General features: G+C 62.1%; 24 protein-coding genes and 1 pseudogene. 14 read left to right on the top strand and 11 right to left on the bottom strand.

Going from position 1 to position 22,061, the window contains the following annotated elements:
* On the top strand, positions 1-776 hold a 776-nt coding region (locus EOC93_RS24115), incomplete at its 5' end, for a phosphatase PAP2 family protein (RefSeq protein WP_127205842.1).
* Positions 777-999: 223 nt separating this feature from the next.
* Here the strand turns inward: EOC93_RS24115 and EOC93_RS24120 are convergent.
* A complete protein-coding gene (locus EOC93_RS24120) occupies positions 1,000-1,218 on the bottom strand; it encodes a DUF2842 domain-containing protein (RefSeq protein ID WP_095485797.1) in 219 nt (72 codons plus the stop codon).
* Positions 1,219-1,370: 152 nt separating this feature from the next.
* On the opposite strand from EOC93_RS24120, the gene EOC93_RS24125 reads away from it, so the two are divergent.
* A complete protein-coding gene (locus tag EOC93_RS24125; protein WP_127205843.1) occupies positions 1,371-2,462 on the top strand; it encodes a COX15/CtaA family protein in 1,092 nt (363 codons plus the stop codon).
* Here EOC93_RS24125 and EOC93_RS24130 read toward each other — a convergent pair.
* The 3 genes from EOC93_RS24130 to speB are packed head-to-tail and all read right to left on the bottom strand — an operon-like array spanning position 2,452 to position 5,261.
* Entirely contained in the window at positions 2,452-3,291 is an 840-nt protein-coding gene (locus EOC93_RS24130; protein WP_127205844.1) for an aminoglycoside phosphotransferase family protein, read from the bottom strand. The genes EOC93_RS24125 and EOC93_RS24130 overlap by 11 nt on opposite strands.
* Positions 3,292-4,224, bottom strand: a complete 933-nt coding sequence (argC, locus tag EOC93_RS24135; RefSeq protein ID WP_127205845.1) for an N-acetyl-gamma-glutamyl-phosphate reductase — start codon at positions 4,222-4,224, stop codon at positions 3,292-3,294.
* A 29-nt stretch (positions 4,225-4,253) separates the two neighbouring features.
* A complete protein-coding gene (gene speB, locus EOC93_RS24140) occupies positions 4,254-5,261 on the bottom strand; it encodes an agmatinase (RefSeq protein ID WP_126106875.1) in 1,008 nt (335 codons plus the stop codon).
* Between the two features lie 404 nt (positions 5,262-5,665).
* Here speB and EOC93_RS24145 point away from each other — a divergent pair, with 404 nt between their 5' ends.
* Positions 5,666-6,724, top strand: a complete 1,059-nt coding sequence (locus EOC93_RS24145) for a glycerophosphodiester phosphodiesterase family protein (RefSeq protein ID WP_127205846.1) — start codon at positions 5,666-5,668, stop codon at positions 6,722-6,724.
* Between the two features lie 49 nt (positions 6,725-6,773).
* Here the strand turns inward: EOC93_RS24145 and EOC93_RS24150 are convergent, their stop codons facing one another.
* The gene (locus tag EOC93_RS24150) at positions 6,774-7,646 is read right to left on the bottom strand and encodes an aldo/keto reductase family oxidoreductase (protein WP_127205847.1); all 873 of its coding nucleotides are present in this window, start codon (positions 7,644-7,646) and stop codon (positions 6,774-6,776) included.
* Between the two features lie 94 nt (positions 7,647-7,740).
* Between EOC93_RS24150 and EOC93_RS24155 the strand changes: the two genes are divergently transcribed.
* The gene (locus EOC93_RS24155; protein WP_127205848.1) at positions 7,741-8,649 is read left to right on the top strand and encodes a LysR family transcriptional regulator; all 909 of its coding nucleotides are present in this window, start codon (positions 7,741-7,743) and stop codon (positions 8,647-8,649) included.
* Between the two features lie 78 nt (positions 8,650-8,727).
* Here the strand turns inward: EOC93_RS24155 and rpsI are convergent, their stop codons facing one another.
* The 4 genes from rpsI to EOC93_RS24175 form a co-directional block, all read right to left on the bottom strand.
* A complete protein-coding gene (gene rpsI / locus EOC93_RS24160) occupies positions 8,728-9,210 on the bottom strand; it encodes a 30S ribosomal protein S9 (RefSeq protein WP_023717316.1) in 483 nt (160 codons plus the stop codon).
* 1 nt (position 9,211) lies between these two features.
* The gene (gene rplM, locus EOC93_RS24165) at positions 9,212-9,676 is read right to left on the bottom strand and encodes a 50S ribosomal protein L13 (RefSeq protein ID WP_091591498.1); all 465 of its coding nucleotides are present in this window, start codon (positions 9,674-9,676) and stop codon (positions 9,212-9,214) included.
* 264 nt (positions 9,677-9,940) lie between these two features.
* A complete protein-coding gene (locus tag EOC93_RS24170; RefSeq protein WP_127205849.1) occupies positions 9,941-10,591 on the bottom strand; it encodes a LysE family translocator in 651 nt (216 codons plus the stop codon).
* 99 nt (positions 10,592-10,690) lie between these two features.
* Positions 10,691-11,155 (bottom strand): PaaI family thioesterase, encoded by a 465-nt coding sequence (locus tag EOC93_RS24175; RefSeq protein ID WP_127205850.1) that lies wholly within the window; start codon positions 11,153-11,155, stop codon positions 10,691-10,693.
* Between the two features lie 167 nt (positions 11,156-11,322).
* Between EOC93_RS24175 and EOC93_RS24180 the strand changes: the two genes are divergently transcribed.
* From EOC93_RS24180 to EOC93_RS24205, 6 genes and pseudogenes are all read left to right on the top strand, one after another.
* Positions 11,323-12,144 carry an enoyl-CoA hydratase gene (locus EOC93_RS24180; protein WP_127205851.1) on the top strand — a complete coding sequence of 274 codons (822 nt, stop codon included), beginning with the start codon at positions 11,323-11,325 and terminating at the stop codon, positions 12,142-12,144.
* A gap of 2 nt (positions 12,145-12,146) precedes the next feature.
* Positions 12,147-12,569, top strand: a complete 423-nt coding sequence (locus EOC93_RS24185) for a VOC family protein (protein ID WP_127205852.1) — start codon at positions 12,147-12,149, stop codon at positions 12,567-12,569.
* 10 nt (positions 12,570-12,579) lie between these two features.
* A pseudogene (locus tag EOC93_RS24190) lies at positions 12,580-13,360 on the top strand (AAA family ATPase).
* Positions 13,357-13,878 carry a CoA-binding protein gene (locus tag EOC93_RS24195; RefSeq protein WP_127205853.1) on the top strand — a complete coding sequence of 174 codons (522 nt, stop codon included), beginning with the start codon at positions 13,357-13,359 and terminating at the stop codon, positions 13,876-13,878. Before EOC93_RS24190 ends, EOC93_RS24195 begins: the two are co-directional and overlap by 4 nt.
* Before the next feature lie 246 nt (positions 13,879-14,124).
* Positions 14,125-15,405, top strand: a complete 1,281-nt coding sequence (locus EOC93_RS24200) for an O-acetylhomoserine aminocarboxypropyltransferase (protein ID WP_127205854.1) — start codon at positions 14,125-14,127, stop codon at positions 15,403-15,405.
* 21 nt (positions 15,406-15,426) lie between these two features.
* Positions 15,427-15,777, top strand: coding sequence for a cupin domain-containing protein (locus tag EOC93_RS24205; RefSeq protein WP_095485810.1), 351 nt, complete (start codon positions 15,427-15,429; stop codon positions 15,775-15,777).
* Positions 15,778-15,841: 64 nt separating this feature from the next.
* Here EOC93_RS24205 and EOC93_RS24210 read toward each other — a convergent pair whose 3' ends face one another.
* Entirely contained in the window at positions 15,842-16,510 is a 669-nt protein-coding gene (locus tag EOC93_RS24210; RefSeq protein ID WP_245461525.1) for a transporter substrate-binding domain-containing protein, read from the bottom strand.
* A gap of 27 nt (positions 16,511-16,537) precedes the next feature.
* Entirely contained in the window at positions 16,538-17,788 is a 1,251-nt protein-coding gene (locus tag EOC93_RS24215; RefSeq protein WP_127205855.1) for a cytochrome P450, read from the bottom strand.
* A gap of 105 nt (positions 17,789-17,893) precedes the next feature.
* Between EOC93_RS24215 and EOC93_RS24220 the strand changes: the two genes are divergently transcribed.
* The 4 genes from EOC93_RS24220 to EOC93_RS24235 form a co-directional block, all read left to right on the top strand.
* Positions 17,894-18,997, top strand: a complete 1,104-nt coding sequence (locus EOC93_RS24220; RefSeq protein ID WP_127205856.1) for an FAD-binding oxidoreductase — start codon at positions 17,894-17,896, stop codon at positions 18,995-18,997.
* A 337-nt stretch (positions 18,998-19,334) separates the two neighbouring features.
* A complete protein-coding gene (clpP, locus tag EOC93_RS24225; RefSeq protein WP_095485814.1) occupies positions 19,335-19,964 on the top strand; it encodes an ATP-dependent Clp endopeptidase proteolytic subunit ClpP in 630 nt (209 codons plus the stop codon).
* Positions 19,965-20,258: 294 nt separating this feature from the next.
* Positions 20,259-21,533 carry an ATP-dependent Clp protease ATP-binding subunit ClpX gene (gene clpX, locus EOC93_RS24230; RefSeq protein WP_095485846.1) on the top strand — a complete coding sequence of 425 codons (1,275 nt, stop codon included), beginning with the start codon at positions 20,259-20,261 and terminating at the stop codon, positions 21,531-21,533.
* A gap of 288 nt (positions 21,534-21,821) precedes the next feature.
* A partial coding sequence (locus tag EOC93_RS24235) for an LON peptidase substrate-binding domain-containing protein (RefSeq protein ID WP_164759260.1) occupies positions 21,822-22,061 on the top strand: 240 nt, incomplete at its 3' end.

The following is a 22,061-nucleotide window of genomic DNA, read 5'->3' on the forward strand; positions in this document are numbered from 1 at the left end:
CCGGTGACCAATTCCCAAGCGACTCTTCCGCCGGCCTGGAATTGGGGCGACGCGTGGCAGAGCAGGTGATTGCACGGGCAAAGGCCGATGGCTCCGACGCCGTTTGGACCGGTACGGTGCCGACCGGGCCGTGCATGTGGGTCGGAGACAAACCGGGTAATGCAACCATGCCGAACTGGAAGCCGATATTGCTGAAGGCAGCCAATGAATTCAGGCCACCGGCTCCACCCGACTGTGCGTCGGAGACGGTGAAGGCCGAGGTTGATTCAGTTCTACAGTTCGAGCGGAAATTTCCAACCAACTACAAAGCGTTCTACTGGCAAAGTCCATCCGGCCTGTTCACCGACTGGTATGACTATGCCAGCAAATGGATGTCCGAGGACAAGACGGATTCGAACCCCCCGCGCGCCGCACGGGCTTACGCGTTGCTTGCAACGGTCCACTACGACGCCTTCATTGCAAGCAACGACGGGAAGTACGCGTATTGGTACCTGCGGCCCAACATGCTTGACCGGAGCATCACTCCCCTGTTTGCGGTGCCGGGCCATCCCAGTTATCCGTCGAACCACTCCACGCTCTCGACTGCCCGATGCGAGGTCCTTGCGTACCTGTTCCCCGGCCATGCGGAATTTATTCGTGCGGTCGGCAAGGAGGCGGGCGATTCCCGCATCTGGGCTGGCATCCACTACGAAATGGACAACACGGCAGGCGTCGCGCTCGGTAAAGCCGTCGCGGGCAAATTCATCGAAAGGGCAAGAACGGACGGTGCAGACTAGCGAAGGGGCAGACAGCCAAGATGCGGCAACTGCCCAGCTAACCACACGGCCAAATGTCCGTTGTAGCATTGGAAGCCAGAGTTTGACCGAGCGCCCCGAAATGTCCGCTCATGGCGCTGCCTGCGCGTTCCGATCGGCGACACGGAAGGCAGAAAACCACCCTGAGCTGCCCTACACGTCGGGTAGCAAGCGTCAGGCTTTCACCATCTAACGGCGGCGAGCCTCAATTCTTTGGCCGCGGCGGCTCCAGGATCAGCCATTTGATGATGCCCATAGCCGGCAGCACCCAGAGCATGCCGCTGAGCAGGAAGAACAGGAAATGCGCCCACGGTCCCGATTCTGCCAGTTGGGCAACCGCCACGATCGATGCGACCAGCGCATAGACGATAACCAGCGCCACCAGCAGGACTGTTCCGATCAGCTTCTTCAGGCGAATGGGCATTTCGCGATCCCGTTAATCCTTATCGCTTAGGCCCAACAAAAGAGACACGCAACCCGCAAGAAGCAGCGCGACGGCGTGCCGCGCTGTCCGGTCTTGCCAGCAGGGTCGCGATGGTTCACCAATCCGCGACTGCAACCTGCCGGGACAAGCCTATGGCTGCCATATCAGCTGCCGCGCCTTTCGTGGCCCGCGACCGCGACCTGCGCAACCGGGCGCTGGTGCGCGGCTGGCTCTACGTCGTGCTTCTGGTGCTGTTTGTCCTGGTGCTGGTCGGCGGCGCCACCAGGCTCACTGAATCCGGCCTGTCGATCACCGAATGGAAGCCGATCCACGGCATCGTCCCGCCGCTCAACGACGCCGAATGGCAGGGGGAATTCCAGCGCTACCAGCAGATCCCGCAATATGCCGAGCTCAACAAGGGCATGAGCATCGAAGCGTTCAAATCGATCTTCTGGTGGGAATGGGTGCACCGGATTCTGGCGCGCGGTGTCGGTCTGGTTTTCGCCGTGCCGCTGGTGTTTTTCTGGGCGACGCGCCGCATCGAGCGCGGCCTTGGACCGAAGCTTACCGGGATTCTCCTTCTCGGCGGCCTGCAGGGAACGATCGGCTGGTGGATGGTGGCGTCAGGGCTGGTCGACCGGGTTTCCGTCAGCCAATACCGGCTGGCAACGCACCTGACGCTGGCCGCGCTGATCTTCACCGCGACCATGGTGGTGGCGCGAGGGCTCGCGCCTCATTCCGAGCCCGCCGCCGACCGTTCGACGCAGCGTCTGGCCGGCTTTCTAGTGTTGCTGGCGCTGATCCAGATCTATCTCGGCGGGCTGGTCGCCGGGCTCGATGCCGGCCTGAGCTATAACACCTGGCCGCTGATGGACGGCAAGCTCATCCCCGGCGATCTGTTGATCCTAGATCCGGCATGGCGCAACTTCTTCGAGAGCCCGAAGACGGTGCAGTTCATCCACCGGCTCGGCGCCTACACGATCTTCGTCGCAGCACTTTGGCACATGATCGCGACGCACCGCCGCCAGCCTGAGACAACGCATGCGCGTCGCGCGACGCTGCTGTTTCTGCTGGTGTTGGCGCAGGCCTTGATCGGCATCGGCACGCTGCTGATGCAGGTGCCGCTGCATATGGCGCTGACGCATCAGGCGTTCGCGCTTATCCTGCTGGGTTTTGCCGCAGCGCATTGGCGCGGCACCAAAGGCGCTTATCCACTGCCCAACCAGATCGCCGTCAGAGGCTGAGCCGCACCGTCCTGATCGCCGTGGCAATGGACAATTCGCGGTTTTCCTCGACCGCGTTGCGGTCCTCATGATGCCATGACGCCGACAGGCAGCCATAGGCGATGGCATGATCCAGAATTGCGGCCGGCGTCTGGCCGAGCGTCGTGGCGAAGATCTCGGCCATGTGGGCAATCCGCCGGGGATCACCGCAAAGGTCGTCGCGGTCGAGCGGATTGTAGAACATGTTCGCCGCATCGAAACCGGGATCGCCGAGAACGCCCTTCGGGTCGATCGCCAGCCAGCCGCGGGATCCCTGCATGATGTTGTCGTGATGCAGGTCGCCATGCAGCGGCAGCACGTCGACAGGATCCGCCAACAGCCGTTCCGCGGTCGCAGCCGCTTCGACATAGGGGCTCTTTTCGCCGGCGTCGCGATCCGTCTTCGCCTTCTTAAACAGGCTGGAAAACCGTGCCCGCAGCGGCTGAAGATCCGGTGGGGCAGGGTGGTCAGATGGCGAGAACAGTCTTGCCATCACTTCGGCCGCGATTGCTGTGGCGGCATTGTCTCCCTGCTCCGTGAGAACCTGTGACAGCAAGGTTTCGCCGGCATATTCGAGCAGCATGCAGTGGCCGTCGCTGCCAAGCAGCCGCACCGCGCCTTCGCCGCGCCGCCAGGCAAGAAAATGCTCGCCGCGCAACTCGTCTTCGACGTCATCGAAAGGTTTGAGGGCCTTGACGATCGCCGGCGAGCCGTCCTGGCGAACAACCTTCCAGATGCGGCTGCTGAAGGTCTCGGCGATCAGTTCTGGCGCGTTGACGTTCCAGCGTTTTGGAAATGCCGGAGCGTCCATTCAGTGCTTGAGGCCGAGCATCAGATCCATGTTCTGCACGGCAGCACCCGAGGCGCCCTTGCCGAGATTGTCGTAGACGGCGAGCAGCATCGCCTGGGCCCTGTCGTCATTGGCGAAGACATAGAGCTTCATCCGGTTGGTGCCGTTGTAGATTTCGGGATCGATCTCCGGCACGCGCTCCAGTTGCTCATAGGGCGCTACCTCGACCACGCCGCCATCGATGGCGGCGAAATGGTCGGCGATCGCCGCATGAAGTTCGGCGCCGGTCGGCACATAGTCGAGCCCGCCGAGCTGCAGCGGCACCACCGTGATCATGCCTTGCGCGAAATTGCCGACCGCCGGCTGCATGATCGGGTCATGCGACAGCTTGGCATAGGTCCTGAGCTCCGGCACATGCTTGTGCTGCAGGGTTAGCCCGTAGGGCAGGAATTCCGACGCAGCCTCGCCCTTGGCGACATAATCCTCGATCATCGGCCGACCGCCGCCCGAATAGCCCGAAATGCCATTGACGGTGATCGGAAAATCCGGCGGCAACAGCCCGGCCGCCACCAGCGGCCTCAGCGTCGCGATCGGGCCTTGCGGCCAGCAGCCGGGATTGGCGACGCGCTTCGCCCTGGCAATTGTCTTCGCCTGCTCCTTGTCCATTTCGGCGAAACCGTATTCCCAACCTTCGGCCACGCGATGCGCGGTCGAGGCATCGATGACCCTTGTGGTGTCGTTGGTGATCAGCGAGACGCTTTCTTTCGCGGCTGCGTCTGGCAGGCACAGGATCGCGACATCGGCAGCGTTGAGGAACTCGGCTCTAGCTGCCGTTTCCTTGCGGCGCTCGGTCGGAATGGAGATGATCTCCAGGTCGCCGCGCTCGGCAAGCAGCGCCCTGATCTGGAGACCGGTGGTGCCGTGTTCGCCGTCGATGAAGATTTTCGGTTTCATTGCCTGCCTGAATTCCTGTTATCTCAAAATTATATGCCGCTTGCCTGATTCAATGCGGCTACGACGTGATTGCCGCTGTTCAGATCTTCGAGCCGGGCCTTTCGTTCCGCCAGGAGCCCGAGATAGTGCATGGCCACCGTCGACCCGGCAATTGCCGTTATATCGGCGTGATCATAGGCCGGCGCAACCTCCACGATATCGGCGCCGACGATATCGACCTGATTGATCTGGCGCAGCACCGACAGGATTTTTGCCGAGGACGGCCCGCCGGCAACCGGCGTGCCGGTGCCGGGCGCGAAGGCCGGGTCCAGGCAATCGATGTCGAAGGTGACATAGGCCTTCTTGCCGCCAGTGCGGTCGACGATGGCATAGGCGATATCGGACGCGCGCATTTCCTCGACTTCGTGGCCATACAGGATCTTGATGCCGAAGGTATCAGGCGCATGGGTGCGGATGCCGATCTGGATCGAACGGTCGGGGTCGATAATGCCCTCCTTCACCGCACGGCCGACGAAGGAGCCGTGATCGATGCGCTTGCCATCGTCCGGCCAGGTGTCCTGGTGGGCGTCGAACTGCACCAGGGCCAGCGGTCCGTGGATGGCGGCATGCGCCTTGAGCAGCGGCCAGGTGACGAAATGGTCGCCGCCGAGCGAAAGCAGGAAGGCGCCGGATTTCAGGATCTTTGCCGCCTCGCGCTCGATCGTCCCTGGCGTCTTCTGGTGGTTGCCGCTGTCGAGCAGGCAATCGCCATAGTCGACCACGGCGAGATGTTCGAACAGCTCGCGCGAAAATGGATATTGCGGATCGTTGTCGAGGATGGTCGAGGCGCGGCGAATCGCCTGCGGCCCGAAGCGCGCACCCGGCCGGTTGGTGACGGCGGCGTCGAAGGGGATGCCCCACACCACGGCGTCCGCGCCCTTCACGTCCTTCGTGTATTTGCGCCGCATGAACGACAGCGCGCCGGCATAGGTCGGCTCGAAGGACGCGCCCGTCTTGGCCCGGGCGGTGAAGGCGTGGTCGATGTTGCTGTTCGGCATGAAGCGATCTCCTGTGCGTCGAGGCGCAACCTTATTGGACATAATTCTCAGAAATGCGACCCCTTCCGGGGCCATGGTCATTCGAGCCCGGTCACAAATTCTTGCTTGCCAGGTGAGCCTGCATGGCTGGCGCGGGAATTGTCTAGCTAAGCATGAATGCAACCGAAAGTAGCCAGCCTCCCATCGTCGGACGGTGTCGGCCACACCGACCGCGACAGCGGCGGCATCGATCTCGGCAACCTGATTGCCGGCGACCTGCTGATTGCGGTTATGATTCGAGGTCGCAGAACGGCCGCTTCGACCGACATTGACCGGACTTTCCGGCATTTGCGAAGCCGGCTTCGTTCACTGGGCTGTCACGTGAGTCGCTTAACCGGGTCTCCATCCGGTACGGAGCGATTCTCATGCGAACGACCTGGCTGAACCTTCTGCTTTCCGTCGCCTTGGCGCTCTTCACAGGCTCGGCATCGGCAGGCGAAACACGCGCCAGACAGATTCTCGACCGTTTCGAACACGCCAACCAGTGGCGCGACCACGTCATGGTGGCGGCACACCGCGCCGGCAGCATGCAGGCCCGCAAGACGCTCTATGCGGAGAACTCGATCGCCGCCGTCGAGGCATCGATCGCGCTTGGTGCCGAAATCGTCGAGGTCGACGTCAGGCGCTCGAAGGACGACCAGTTCGTCGTCATGCATGACAGCTGGCTCGACCGCACGACGAATTGCAGGGGCGAGGTGGTCAAGCGCACGCTGGCCGAGCTCAAAACCTGCAGGCTGGTGATCGAAGGCACCGGCGCCGTCACCGATGAGCCGGTCTCGACGCTGCGCGAGATGCTGATGGCGACAAAGGACAGGATCCTCATCAACATCGACAACAAGCTCGATGTCGACAGCCTGGCCGGCATGATCGCGGTCGCGCGCGAACTGGGCATGGCCGAGCAGGTGATCGTCAAGGAAAACTTGTGGAACCCGGCCCGGATCACCACGGTCAAGGCCGCCATGGGCGCGATCGGCAGTGGTTTCCAGTTCATGCCGATCATTGCCGACGACGCGGTTCGTGACGCCCGCTTCGCCGAGAAGGTCAGCGGGACCTTTTCGCCGCGCGCGGTCGAGATGATCAACTGGCGCGCGGGGTCGGAGACGCTGACCGAGACCGGTGGCCCGCTGTTCAGCCCCCGCATGCGCGCAGCGGCGATAAGGGGCGACTGGCACATCTGGGCCAACACCTACGCCATCGTCAACAAGCCGGGCGGCTTCCTTGCCGGCGGTCGCGGCGACGAGTTGGCGGTGCTCGCCAGCCTGCCGCGCGAGACGTACGGCTTCTGGGCCGAGCGCGGCGCCACCATAATCCAGACCGACGAGCCGAAAGCGGCGATAGACTGGCTGGCGGCGAATGGCTACCGCGTGCCTTATCCTGATGAGGCGCGGTCAGCGGAGCCGGCGAACACCGCTAGCATCAACTAGACTGGATCGAAGCGGGCAAGGAGCCGCTTGGATGGTCACCAGCCCGCCGTCAGGCAGCCATCGCTACGCCGTCCAGCTCGCTCACGGCGTCCTCCGGCAGATCCAGTTCGGCTGCGGCGAGATTCTCCCTGAGATGCGCGACCGACGAGGTGCCTGGAATCAAAAGAATATTCGGCGCGCGACGGAGCAGCCAAGCGAGCGCGACCTGCATCGGCGTGGCGCCCAGGCGCTGAGCGACGCCGGATAGGGTAGACGACTGCAGCGGGTTGAAGCCGCCGAGCGGAAAGAACGGCACGTACGCGATGCCGTCACGAGCAAGTTCATCGATCAAGACATCGTCGCCCCTGTGGGCCAGATTGTATTGGTTCTGCACGCAGACGATCCTGGCGATGCGCCGCGCCTCTTCGACCTGCGTTGAGGTGACATTGCTTAGCCCGATGTGGCGCACCAGGCCTTGTCGCTGCAGCTCGGCCAGCACGGTGAGCGGCGCCTCGATCGACCCTTCGGCCGGACCATGTGCGTCGAACATGATCCTGAGATTGACCACATCCAGCATGTCGAGCCCGAGATTGCGCAGATTGTCGTGCACCGCCTCCGTCAGCTCCTCTGGAGAGAAGGCCGGCAGCCACGAGCCGTCCGCGCCGCGACGCGCACCGATCTTGGTGACGATCGTCAGATCGTCGGAATAGGGCGCCAGCGCCTCACGGATGAGCTGATTGGTGACGTGCGGGCCGTAAAAGTCGCTGGTGTCGATGTGGTTCACCCCGCGCCCAACGGCTTCGCGCAGCACGGCCAAGGCTGCGTCGTGATCCTTGGGCGGACCGAATACGCCGGGTCCTGCGAGCTGCATGGCGCCGTAGCCGAGCCGCTTCACGGTGCGGTCGCCGAGAGTGAATGAGCCGGACTGGTCGATGCTGGACATAATCTATCTCCGTTCAAGATGAAGCTGAGATAGGCGCTGTCCGATCTCACGATAATTGGCTACATTCCGCACGGGCTGTACGGAATACCGAACAATGAAGATCGATCTCGGAGATCTGAACGCCTTCGTGGCCGTGGCGCGGGCCAAGGGTTTTCGCGATGGCGCCCGTGCCAGCGGCGGCAGTGCGTCGGGCTTGAGCGAGGCGGTGCGCCGCCTCGAGACGCAGCTCGGTGTCAGGCTGCTCAACAGGACGACCCGCAGCGTCGTCCTGACTGAAGCGGGTGCGAGCTTGCTGGCCCGGCTCGGCCCAGCCTTGACCGAGGTCGAGACAGCACTTGACGTGGTCAACGGCTTCCGCGATCGGCCGGCAGGTACATTGCGCCTCAACGTGCCGGTCAGCGCCGCGCGGCTGGTGCTGCCCAGCATTGTTCCGCGTTTCCTCGCCGCCTATCCCGGTATCCGGCTGGAGGTGATCGCCGAGGAGAGCTTTGTCGACGTGCTGGCGGCCGGCTGCGATGCCGGCATCCGTTACGACGAGCGGCTGGAGCAAGACATGATCGCGGTGCCGATCGGACCGCGCGTGCAGCGCTTCGCCACTGCCGCCAGCCCTGCCTATCTGGACCGCCATGGCCGGCCGCAACATCCGCGCGACCTGCTCGGCCACGCTTGCCTGCGCGGCCGTTTCGCCAGCGGTGCGATGCCGCCGTGGGAATTCGAGCGTGGCGGCGAGGTGGTGCGGGTCGATCCGACGGGGCCGCTTCTCGTGACTTTGGGCGGAGCGGCCGATCTCGCCGTCGATGCGGCCATCGCCGGCACCGGCATTGTCAGCCTCTTCGAGGATTGGCTTCGCCCTTACTTCGAGAGCGGTGCGCTCGAACCCGTCCTCGAACCTTGGTGGCAGAGCTTCCCCGGGCCGTTCCTCTATTACCCCGGCCGGCGTCTCGTGCCGGCGCCGTTGCGGGCGTTCATCGACTTCATCAAAGTACCGGCTGATCGGCCTTGAATTTGGGCCAGGTTAGTAATCGCCAAAGAAAAGGCCGCCCGGAGGCGGCCCTTTCGAATGTCTGAAGCTGCGCAGCGCTTAGCGCTTCGAGAACTGGAAGGAGCGGCGGGCCTTCGCCTTGCCGTACTTCTTGCGCTCGACGACGCGGCTGTCGCGGGTCAGGAAGCCGCCCTTCTTGAGCACGGCGCGCAGCGCCGGCTCGTAGTAGGTCAGCGCCTTGGAGATGCCGTGGCGCACGGCGCCGGCCTGGCCGGAGAGACCGCCGCCGATGACAGTGGCGACGATGTCGTACTGGCCGGCGCGGTTGGCGGCGATGATCGGCTGGTTGAGGATCATCTGCAGGACCGGACGCGCGAAATATTCGGCGAACACCTTGTCGTTGACGACGATCTTGCCGGAGCCGGGCTTCACCCAGACGCGCGCGATGGCGTTCTTGCGCTTGCCGGTGGCATAGGCGCGGCCCGACTTGTCGAGCTTCTGGACATGGACGGGTGCAGCCGGCTGCGTGTTGGTGTTGCCGGTGGCAGTTCCGAGTTCTGCGAGCGAGGAAAGCTCAGCCATTTTACGAAACCTTCTTGTTCTTGGCGTTCAGCTTGGCCACGTCGAGCGTGACGGGCTGCTGGGCGACATGCGGATGTTCCGTGCCTGCATAGACGCGGAGATTCTTCATCTGGCGACGGCCGAGAGGGCCACGCGGGATCATGCGTTCGACGGCCTTCTCGACGACACGCTCGGGAAAACGGCCCTCGAGCAGCTGGCGCGCGGTGCGCTCCTTGATGCCGCCGGGGTGGCCGGTGTGCCAGTAATAGACCTTGTCGGTGAATTTCTTGCCGGTGAACACCACCTTGTCGGCATTGATGACGATGACGTTGTCGCCGTCGTCGACATGCGGGGTGAAGGTGGGCTTGTGTTTGCCGCGAAGATGATTGGCGATGACAGTGGCGAGACGGCCGACGACGAGACCCTCGGCGTCGATCAGCACCCACTTCTTCACCACATCCGCAGGCTTCTGCGAAAAGGTTGTCATGGATTTGTTGCTTTCGGTTCGGACCGTCCCTTATTCACGAATGACAAGGGAAGGCGTTTCTTGTTGCTTGGATTGGCGCCGAGCGCTTGCCCGCCGCCAATAACAAAACGGCGGCCTTTGCGGGCCGCGGTTCCGTGAGGGCTTATAGGCGAGGGGGATTAGCCAGTCAAGTTGCATTTCTGACCACCTCAGAAGGATTACCTTGCCAAATCAACAGGTTAGCTTTGAGGTATTATTATACCGCATTTGAATCCGACAATTTGACTAGCGCCGTCCCGGAATAATCGCGGCCATTAGCAGTTTGATCCCGACAGCGATCATGATCGCACCAGCCAGGCGTTCTTGCCAGACAAGAAAACCGGCGTTGCGTGCCAGCCAGCGACCGACGGCGCCTGAGGCCAAGGCTACAGCTCCCAGGACCACAAGGCCAGTAGCCTTCATCGTGGCCCCGAGCACGATAAATTGCATCGCCGGCGATCCTGTGGAGGAATGGACGAACTGCGGCAGTACTGCGAGCATGAAAACCAGTGCGGTAGGGTTGGTCAGGTTGCAGATCATGCCTTGCCGAAAGGCACCTGCCAAACCTCCCTCCTTGGCTGCGACGATGCTGTTTCTTTCCGCTCCCTTGCGCGTGAGCAAGAACTTCGTCCCGATTGCGATCAAGTACGCCGCTCCGAGCAGTTGCAGCAGGCCATACGCGACAGGCGAGGACGTGACCAGCGATGCAAGTCCCATTGCCAGCAGCGGAATCTGGATCACGCCTGCGAAAACGCACCCGGTTGCAGTCGCCAGTGCTGCCCGCCAGCGCTGTCCGATACCGCGGCTGATCACCAGAAGCATGTCCGGCCCCGGACCGGACAGTTGGTAGCCGAGCACGGCGACCAGGAATGCCAGAAAAGTGGGAAGTTCGGGCATGTTTTTTGCGGACCTGATTGGCCTGCGAACGTGTTGTCGGACATTTCGTTCCGTAGGGGTCGTCTGGAACGAGCGGAAAACACGTATCCGTCCTGCAAATCAGGCCTGCGATTGAAAGCTCTTCTTCGGCGGGATCGAATAGGTTCCCGTCGCGTGCGCTACCGTGTGTCCGTCCGGTCCGGCGATGATGTCGATATCGAACACCATCAGGCTTTTGCCCAGCTTCAGGATGCGGCAATGGCCGTCGATCGGGCCGGCCTCGGCTTTGCGGACAAAATTGATATTGAGATTGGTGGTGACCGAAAGCGCATCCGGCCCGGCATGTGAAAGCACGCAGACATAGCCGCCTATATCGGCCAGTGTGAACAGCGACGGGCCCGACACCGTTCCGCCAGGGCGCAAATGCCGCTCGTCGGCATTCAGGCGAACCGTGCAGCCGCCGGGAAACACGTCGATCGCCTCGTAGAAGGTGAACTGGTCGTTGAGCTGTGGGTAGACGGTTGCCATCAGGGCATTGATTTCAGCCGCCGTCAGCACCGGTTTGAGATTGTCTTGGACGGGCATAAGCGGTTTCCTATATGGAGCCGGCACGGGGTCAGGTGGACGCCTGGGCCAATTGTCGGGTTTGAGAAAACACGTCTCAAGGCTGTTCTTCAATCGGCAGCGTGCTAGTTCTTTTGTTCCATGGCCCACGAATCCGATGCCGCTGGCCAATGAAGAGGTTGGAGAACATGGCCGAAATCGTCGCCATCAAGCCGGCCGTTGCCGAAGGTCATGTTGTCGCGAGACTGGACAAGGGCGTGCTGCGCCTCACGCTTGCCAATCCGCCGGCCAATGCGCTGTCGCTGGCGGTGATGGCGGCGCTGACGGCGGAACTCGACCGCGCGAAATCAGACAGATCCGTCCGCGTCATTATCCTGGCAGCGGCCGGAAAAGTGTTCTGCGCTGGACACGACCTCAAGGAAATGACCGCGCGCCGCACTGATGCCGATCGCGGCAAGGCATTCTTCGAGGAGACGTTTTCCGCTTGCGCGGTACTGATGCAGGCGATCGTGCGCCATCCCAGGCCGGTGATCGCCGAGGTCGATGGCCTGGCGACGGCAGCCGGGGCGCAACTGGTCGCGAGCTGCGATCTGGCGATCGCCTCGCATGAGGCGACCTTCTGCACGCCCGGTGTCAATATCGGCCTGTTCTGCTCGACGCCGATGGTGGCGCTGTCGCGCAACGTCTCGCGCAAGGACGCGATGGAGATGCTTTTGACCGGCGAGACCATCGATGCGGCGACGGCCAAGGAATTCGGCCTGGTTAATCGCGTGGTGCCGCGCGAATATCTGAACCAGATTGTCACCAAATACGCGCAAACCATTGCTGCCAAATCGTCTTTGGTCGTGAAGACCGGCAAGGAGGCGTTCTACGCGCAGGCCGAGATGGGGCTGGCCGAGGCCTATGCCTATACCGGCCGCGTCATGGTCGAAAACATGCTGGCACGCGACGCGGAAGAGGGCATTGGCGCCTTCATCGGCAAGCGCAAGCCGGAATGGACGGACGATTAGATATGGAACCCCGCATCTCAATCATCACCATCGCCGTCGACGATCTCGAGCGCGCCACGCGCTTCTACGAGGCGATGGGCCTGACCCGCCATGCCGGGATCACCGACGGCGTCGCCTTCTTCCAGATGGGCGGCGTCATTCTCGGCCTGTTCCCGCGCGCAAGCGCCGAAGAGGATTCGGGCATCACCTTTTCCAAGGCGCCGTCGGCGGTCTATCTCGCCTACAACACCCGCTCCGACACGGAAGTCGACGACGTGCTTGCGATGGCCGAGAAGGCCGGCGGTCGTATCGTCAAGCCGGCCGGCCGCGCCTTCTGGGGCGGCTGGTATGGCTATTTCGCCGACTCGGAAGGGCATGTCTGGGAAGTGGCGCACAATCCGGCTTTTCCGATCGCGGAAGACGGAACGATCTCGCTGCCGGACTGATCGCTGCCGCATGGCTCCTCGCAAGCAACTGACGCGACTGAAGGCTCCCTATCTCAAGCGCATCCTGATAGAGCCGGCGCGGGTCGCAGATTGGGAAAAATACCCCTGGAACTTGCCGATCTTCCGCAGCCACTTTCGAGCTCGAATTCACCACGCCGATCACCATCATCGTCGGCGAGAACGGCACCGGCAAATCCACGCTGCTCGAGGCGATCGGCGCGCTGGCCGGATACGACGAGGCCGGCGGCGGCAAGGGCTACATGCCCATCGACCATTCAGCTGCCATCGATACGAGCGGCGCCGCACTGGCTAAGACGCTGCGCGGTCACTGGCTGCCGAAAGTCACCGCCGGCTGGTTCTTTCGCGCTGAATCCTTTTACTCCGTCGCCCGTTATCTCGATCAGGCGGCGCTCGAAGATCCGTTCAAGCCACCTCCGCCCGATTTCCTGTCCTGGTCGCATGGCGAGGGCTTCATCCGTTTCTTCGAGGAGCGCTGCCGCCGGCAAGGCATCTACATCCTCGACGAGCCCGAAAGCGCCTTGTCGCCGACGCGCCAGATCGAGCTTCTCAGGATGCTGCGGCGGATGGACCAATCCGGCACGGCGCAAGTGATCATGGCGACGCATTCGCCGCTGCTGATGGCCTGTCCCGGCGCGCGGCTGTTCCGCATCAGCCGGTTCGGCCTCGACCCGACCGGTTTCAGCGATACCGATCATTTTCGGATGATGCGCAGTTTCTGCAACGATCCGGATGGTTTTCTCGCCGAAGCTCTGTATGAGGACGAGGCATGAACCACGACGCCTACGACAATGCCTATATCGCCGGCATCCTCAATTCGGTTAAGACCATCGCCATGGTCGGCGCGTCCGCCAATGATGTGCGGCCGAGCTATTTCGTGCTGAAATATCTGCTTGCCAAAGGGTTTTCGGTGTTTCCGATCAACCCGGGACAGGCCGGCAAGGAAATCCTCGGCCGAACAGTCTATGCTAGGCTCGCCGATCTCCCCGAGCCCGTCGACATGGTCGACATCTTTCGCGCTTCCGCGGCGGTGCCTGGCGTCATCGACGAGATCCTGCGGCTCGACCCGCTGCCGAAAGTCGTCTGGATGCAGCTTGGCGTGCGCCACGACGAGGCGGCCGTGCGCGCCGAGGCCGCTGGCATCAAGGTGGTGATGAACCGCTGCCCCAAGATAGAGTATGGCAAGCTGTCGGGTGAAATCGGCTGGACCGGCGTCAACTCCGGCGTGCTGTCGTCGAAGAAGCCGCTGATGCGGCCGGGATTCCAGAGCTTCGGCGTTCGCCAGAAGTAGACCATGATCCCGAAAAGTGGAAACCGGTTTTCGGAAAAGATCATGGTCAAACAAGAAAGATAGACCCCATCCCGATCCTATCGGGGTGGATCAGGCTCGAGACGGAAATTTATTCCGGTAATCGGAACATTTTCTCGCGCCTCGATCACAGAACGTGCGTCGAAGGGCATTTTCTTCTTTGCATTCGTGACCGGGCTTCGCCAAGAATGCCCGGCGATTTTCAGAAGGTTCAAAGGGAGGTATTCGATGACCAGCACGCCCGGTTTCAACACGCTCGCCGTCCATGCCGGTGCCAAGCCCGATCCGGCGACCGGCGCGCGTGCCACGCCGATCTACCAGACGACCTCCTTTGTCTTCGACGATGCCGACCATGCCGCCTCGCTTTTCGGGCTAAAAGCCTTCGGCAACATCTACACCCGCATCATGAACCCGACCCAGGCGGTGCTGGAAGAGCGTATCGCGGCGCTCGAAGGCGGCACGGCAGGGCTGGCCGTGGCGTCGGGTCATGCCGCGCAGGTGCTGGTCTTCCACAATCTGATGCAGCCCGGCGACAACTTCGTCGCCGCGACAAGGCTTTACGGCGGCTCGATCAACCAGTTCGGCCACGCCTTCAAGAATTTCGGCTGGCAGGTGCGCTGGGCCGACACCAACGACATATCGACCTTCGAAAGCCAGATCGATGAAAAGACCAAGGCGATCTTCATCGAGAGTCTGGCCAATCCGGGCGGTGTCTTCGTCGATATCGAGAAGATCGGCGACATCGCCCGCAAGCACGGCCTGCCGCTGATCGTCGACAACACGCTGGCCTCGCCCTATCTGGTGCGGCCGATCGAGCATGGCGCCGACATCGTCGTGCATTCGCTGACCAAGTTCATCGGCGGCCATGGCAATTCGATCGGCGGCGCCATTGTCGACGGCGGCACCTTCGACTGGTCGAAATCCGGCAAATATCCGATGCTGTCGGAGCCGCGCCCCGAATATGGCGGCCTCGTCCTGCACGAAACCTTCGGCAACTTCGCTTTCGCCATTGCCGCGCGCGTGCTTGGCCTGCGCGACATGGGTCCGGCGATCTCACCCTTCAATGCGTTCCTGATCCTGACCGGCCTGGAAACCCTGCCGCTCAGGATGCAGCGCCATTGCGACAATGCGGTCACTGTCGCCGCCTGGCTGTCCAACCACCCCAAGGTCGCCTGGGTCTCCTATCCCGGCCTGCCCAGCGACAAGAATAATGCGTTACAGAAAAAATACTCGCCGCTTGGCGCCGGTGCGGTGTTCACCTTCGGCCTGAAGGGCGGCTATGCGGCGGGCATCAAATTCGTCGAGGCGCTCGAACTGTTCTCGCACCTCGCCAATGTCGGCGACACCAAGTCGCTGGTCATCCACCCGGCATCGACCACGCATCGGCAATTGTCGGACGAGCAGAAAGTTACGGCTGGCGCTGGGCCAGATACGGTCAGGCTCTCGGTCGGCATCGAGGATGTCAACGACATCGTCGCCGATCTGGAACAGGCTCTCGCCAAGGTTTGATCCCCACTGGAAGGAGATTCGATGACCGAGCCGAAATTTCTCTCCGTCAATGTCGAAAGTGTCGAGCCGGAACTTGGGGCGCCGGCGCCGGGTCGCCTGATCTCGGGCGATCCGAAGTTTCGCACCTGGAATGTCGAGGAACGCGACGGCGGGCTCTATGCCGGCATCTGGGAGGCGACGCCGGGCAAATGGCGCATCGAGTATGACGAGTGGGAGTTCTGCCACATCCTGTCGGGCGTTTCAGTGATCGCCGAGGAGGGCGGCGAGGCGCGCACCGTCAGGGCCGGCGACAGCTTCGTGCTCAGGCCGGGTTTTAGAGGAAGCTGGGAAGTGCTTGAAATGACGCGCAAGGAGTATGTGATCAAGCTTTGATCACTTGCATGGCGCTTTCACAAAAGCCGATCGATATCACCGTCGGAAAATCCGTATTCGGCCATCATGTCCCGGTGCCAGGGACTTCCCAGCAAATCGTCCAGGCATGAATCGATGCGCTGGCGCAGGATCGCATTGTCTTTGGCGAGAGCGAAAGCGCCGGCGGCTGTTTTTCGGCTGCCGGAACGTCGATGACCGCAAGAGGCGCGTTGAAATGCTGAGCCAGATAGCCTCGATGCGCCATGGCGACACTTGCATAGGCATGCACCGCACCGGCAGCGACAGCATCGGCCGCGCCCGCTTGCGTGGCGAATATTCTTATCCGCTCGGGCGGAACGCCATTTTGCAAAGCCGTCTGATGTTGGACCTGGCCCGATATGACGGCGATCAACGCCGCCTCATCTGCGGCGATGGATCGATAGCCGCTGAATTCGCGCGGATTGCCTTTCGCGACGAGCAACCCGTCCTGCAAGACCCAGATCGGTCGCGTGAAGTCGACGGATTTCTTGCGTTCGTCCGAAACGAACAGACCGGTGGTCATATCCCACTCGCCCTTGGCCAGTCCGGGAAGCAGCTTGGCGAACTCGGTCTCGATGGGCAAAAAGGTCCCTAGCCCCAATATTTCGCAAACCTTCTGTGCGAGCTTGACGTCGCAGCCGAAGACATCTCCGGAAGCGTCGGTGAAGCAGAACGGAGACTCCTGCAAAAAAGCGAATTTCATCTTTTCAGTCATGCGATCTCAGCCTTAGGTCCGCTGTTCTCAAAAACGCACGGCGAGCGCTTCCAACCCGTGGAAATGATAGGAGTCGCGGAAGCGCGGCTGTCCGGCGAGATGCAGCCGCGGTAGGCGCTGGAACAGGGTTTTCAGCGACACCTGCAATTCGAGCCGGGCGAGCGGCGCGCCGATGCAGAAATGGATGCCGGCGCCGAACGAGACGTTCTTCTGGTCCGCGCGATCCGGCCTGAAGGCGAGAGGTTCGGCAAAGGCCGCCGGGTCGTGATTGGCCATGCCGAGCAGCAGGCCGATCGTCTCGCCCGGCCGCACGATGACACCGGGGCCGGCCTCGATCTCTTCATAGGCATAACGCGTGAACATGTGCAGCGGCGCGTCGAAGCGCAGGCATTCCTCGACGGTCGCCGCGGTCGCTTCCGCAGAAATGAAGAAGCGGCGCGGGTCGCCGCCTTGCGCGAGGATCGAGCGCACCGCATTGCCGGTCTGGTGAACGGTCGCCTCGTGGCCGGCGTTGAGCAGCAGGATGGCCGACGACACCAGTTCGTCCTCTGAGAGTTTTTGGCCATCGTCTTGCGCCGAGATCAGCAGCGACAACAGATCGTCGCCGGGGTTTTTGCGCCGCTCGGCAACATAGCCGCGCAGGAAATCCGAAAAATCCCGCGCGGCGCGATTGGCCGTCTCTTCCATTTCGCGTGTGCGGCCATGCATATACATGGCGACCATCTGATGCGACCAGTCGAGCAACTGCGGCCCCATCTCGACAGGCACGCCGAGCATCTCGGCAATGATGGTGATCGGCAACGGCGACGCGAAAGCCGGCAGCAGATCGACCTGGTCCGGTTCGAAACGGTCGATCAGCTCGTTGGCGAGCGCCTCGACGCGCGGCCGAAGCCGCTCGACCTGACGCGAGACGAAGGCGCGGTTGACCAGCGTTCTGAGCCTGGTGTGAACGGGCGGCTCCAGCTCCAGCATTGAATTCGCCTCGATACCGTCGAAGGCGTTGAGATGCGTGCGGTCCTGGCCAATGCCGCTTCTGTCGGGGACGCCGGCCGGGTTCTGGCGGCCGAAGCGGCGGTCGCGCAGCAGCCGGTTGACGTCGTCGAAGCCGCCGAAGCACCAAAAGCCGAACTCTTCCCAGAAGAAGACATTCGATGCGCCATGCATGAAGGCATAGGCCTCATAGGGATTCTGGAAGAAAGCCGGCTCGTGTGGATCGAGCCGCATATGGCGGGTGGCTCGATCGAAGGCCAGGTAAGTTGGTGGCACCAAATCGGTCATTCTGGATCATTAGCCCGGCTTGCCAGCTTGGCGCCAGACCGTATGTTGGCGCCCGATAGCCCAATGCATTGAGCCAGCCGGCGCGGCTGCGGAAAGACGGTTTTGATGAATGTGATCGTGGTTGGCGCAGGCATTGCAGGGCTTTCGACCGCGTGGTCGCTGATCAAGGCCGGGCACCGGGTCACGATCGTCGAGCAGGGACCGATTCCCAATCCGCTTGCCGCCTCGGGCGACCATCACCGCATCATCCGCCGCGCCTATGGTGCAGCTATGGGCTATGGCCGGCTGATCACCGAAGCCTATGAGGCCTGGGACGAGATGTGGGTTGATCTCGGCGAAAACCATCTCGATCCGCGCGGCTTCATCTGCATTTCGCGCGACGAGGGTGACGACGCCGAGCAGATGCGCGACGGGCTGGCGGCCGGCAATTTTCCCTTCGAGATGATCGAGCCGGGGGAGGCCGTTGCGCGCTGGCCGTTCCTCGAGAGCGGAAGTTTTCGCTACGCTTTCTTCTCGTCGGAGGGCGGCGCACTGCATTGCCGCAAGATCGCGGCGGGACTCGCCAATTGGCTGCGGGCCAACGGCGCCAACGTCTATGAAAACAGCAAGGTGACGACGATCGACGTTGAGGCCGGCCACATCGTGCTTGAAAGCGGCGAGACGATGCAAGCCGACCGCATCGTCATCGCCGCCGGCGCCTGGGTGCTAAAACTGTTTCCGGAACTAGACGGCGAACTGAAGACCTGGCGCACCGCGCTTGCCTATGTCGAGCCGCCGGCGGACCTGAAAGCGGCGTGGCAAGGGGCCCCGGTCATCCTCGATGTCGGCGGTGCTGTCGATGGCTACGTGATCCCGCCCTCCGGCGGCGCCGGCATGAAATTCGGCTCCGGCCTGCACAGGGTGCCGACCAGCGACGCCGACTGGAACCGCCAGCCGGTGGCGGGCGAGGGCGAGGCGATCCGCAACCTGTTTTCGCCGCCGATCGCCCGTATCGAGGAGTATAGGGTGACCGAAGTCGTCACCTGCGCCTACACCTTCACCGCCGACGAAAAATTCCTGGCGCATGAGAAGGGCAGATGCCTTGTTGTCTCGGCCTGCTCCGGCCACGGCTACAAGTTCGGCGCGGCTGTCGGCAGGCGCGTAGCGGCGACCATCGGCAATGGCGACGTCGCCGGTTTAAGGGCGTGGCTGCGGGCCGAAGTAGCCTGATCATGGCACGCCCCTGTTGAGCCTTCAGAGCAAACTCAACGTTGAATTGTAGGGGGAGCCGTATCGCGGGAAAGCAGTTTCGAGACATTTCGTTAAGCGACGCGGTTAAGAAAGTGTTACGCGGCGGCGCCGCTTCAAGAGCAGCAGAAGGCTGCCGGCGCAGCTTCGGGCGAATCCTGCGCAGAAAGCTTGATTCGACTTAACCGGATGGCTAGGAGAGGCGGCCTTGCGCTAGGGTGAGCCGACATCCTATTTACAGGACAACGATCCAGAACCGATTCTGCCCGACTTGCTAATCTCCCGGCGCCGGAATCCCACCTTTGAAAAGGGATAGTCCATGAAGAACCCCGTCGAAACCTACATGAACCTCGTTCCGATGGTGGTCGAACAGACCAATCGCGGCGAGCGGGCCTACGACATTTTCTCGCGGCTGCTGAAAGAGCGCATCATTTTCATCACCGGCCCGGTCGAGGACGGCATGGCGACGCTGGTCTGCGCGCAGCTCCTGTTCCTCGAAGCGGAGAATCCGAAGAAGGAAATCAACCTCTACATCAATTCGCCTGGCGGCGTCGTCACGTCCGGCATGGCGATCTACGACACCATGCAGTTCATCAAGCCGGCGGTGGCGACGCTGTGCATCGGCCAGGCGGCCTCGATGGGCTCGCTGCTCTTGACCGCAGGCGAGAAGGGCATGCGCTTCGCCACGCCGAACGCCCGCATCATGGTCCACCAGCCTTCCGGAGGCTTCCAGGGCCAGGCTTCCGACATCGAGCGCCACGCCCAGGACATCATCAAGCTGAAGCGTCGTCTCAACGAAGTCTATGTCAAGCACACCGGCAAGAGCTATGACGAAATTGAAAAGACGCTCGACCGCGACCACTTCATGACCGCCGACGAGGCGAAGGATTTCGGCCTCATAGACAAGGTCATTTCGTCGCGCGAGCCGGCTGAGGTTGCCGCCGCATAAGCTTGGTGGCAGCTGGATGGTGGGAAAACACGCTTTTGACGCCGCTTGCGGCATTTCGGCCACAATTGGCTGTTCCCTCGACGGGAGCAATTGCCTACGTTAAGCCTATGTTGATTTTCGACGGCTTAGCTTTGTGCGGGGTTGGTGCGAATCATTGCGACGTTTTCTGATATGTGTTTCGTATGGAATGCGTTGCGGGAGCCGGGACACTGGCGGCGGCGATTTCCCGCGATAGATTTGAATATGCGCCCTTTCAACCAGACCATCGGCGGGCGGCTATGAAAGGACATGAAAATGAGCAAGGTCGGCAGCAACGGCGGTGATTCCAAGAACACGCTTTATTGCTCGTTTTGCGGCAAAAGCCAGCACGAAGTGCGCAAGCTGATCGCCGGCCCGACGGTGTTCATCTGCGACGAATGCGTCGAGCTCTGCATGGACATCATCCGCGAGGAGAACAAGACCTCGATGGTGAAGTCGCGTGAGGGCGTGCCGACCCCGCAGGAGATCCTCAAGGTTCTCGATGACTACGTCATCGGTCAGCCCTACGCCAAGCGCGTGCTGTCGGTGGCCGTCCACAACCACTACAAGCGTCTCGCGCATGCCGGCAAGAACAACGACGTCGAGCTGGCGAAGTCCAACATTTTGCTGATCGGCCCGACCGGTTGCGGCAAGACGCTGCTTGCGCAGACACTGGCCCGCATCATCGACGTTCCCTTCACCATGGCCGATGCGACGACGCTGACTGAGGCCGGCTATGTCGGCGAGGATGTCGAGAACATCATCCTGAAGCTCTTGCAGTCGGCCGACTACAATGTCGAGCGCGCCCAGCGCGGCATCGTCTACATCGACGAGATCGACAAGATCTCGCGCAAGTCGGACAATCCTTCGATCACCCGCGACGTGTCGGGCGAGGGCGTCCAGCAGGCGCTGTTGAAGATCATGGAAGGCACGGTCGCCTCCGTGCCGCCTCAGGGCGGCAGGAAGCATCCGCAGCAGGAGTTCCTGCAGGTCGACACCGCCAACATCCTGTTCATCTGCGGCGGCGCCTTCGCCGGCCTGGACAAGATCATTTCGGATCGCGGCCGCAAGACCTCGATCGGCTTCGGCGCCACGGTCGCTTCGCCCGAGGATCGCCGCACCGGCGACGTTTTCCGCCTGGTCGAGCCTGAGGATCTGTTGAAGTTCGGCCTCATTCCCGAGTTCGTCGGCCGTCTGCCGGTCCTGGCGACGCTGGAGGACCTCGACGAGCCGGCGCTGATCCAGATCCTGACCGAGCCGAAGAACGCGCTCGTCAAGCAGTATCAGCGGCTGTTCGAGATGGAGAATGTCGACCTGACCTTCCATGAGAATGCGCTGTCGGCGATCGCCAAGCGCGCCATCGAGCGCAAGACCGGCGCGCGCGGCCTGCGCTCGATAATGGAAGCGATCCTGCTCGATACGATGTTCGAGCTGCCGGCGCTGGAAGGCGTGCGCGAAGTGGTTATTTCGGAAGAGGTGGTGTCCGGCAACGCCAGGCCGCTCTACATCTATTCCGAGCAGAAGGAAAAGAAGGGCAACGTCAGCGCCTGACGTGAGCCTGCACAATGGAGTTTTTTTGAAACGGCGCCGCGAGGCGCCGTTTTTGCTATTGCGGTCGGGCCGACTTGTGATGAACGGATTGTGACAGATTGGATGAACGGTTTCGTGTTGACCCTTGATCTTTGCCCCCCGTGCCTCCAACTAACTGAGGAAGGCCGGGGTGCCGAATTCTGTGCTGTAAAACTCCCGTGACAAACGGTGGTAGGCGGAACGATCCTCGGTCGTTAATATGAGATTCGCGGTTGGCCGATTGGAAGCCGCGACATGAAAGGTTGGACAATGGCCAAAATATCCAAGGCTCCCAGCGATGGCGTCTTCGCAGTCCTCCCACTGCGCGACATCGTGGTGTTCCCGCACATGATCGTTCCGCTCTTCGTCGGGCGTGAAAAGTCGATCAAGGCGCTGGAAGAGGTGATGGGTCAGGAAAAGCAGATCCTGCTTGCGACCCAGATGAATGCCGCCGACGACGATCCCGAGTCCGATGCGATCTTCGACATCGGCACGCTCGCCAATGTGCTG

This window comes from Mesorhizobium sp. M6A.T.Ce.TU.002.03.1.1, assembly GCF_003997275.1.
Classification (GTDB): Bacteria; Pseudomonadota; Alphaproteobacteria; order Rhizobiales; family Rhizobiaceae; genus Mesorhizobium; species Mesorhizobium mediterraneum.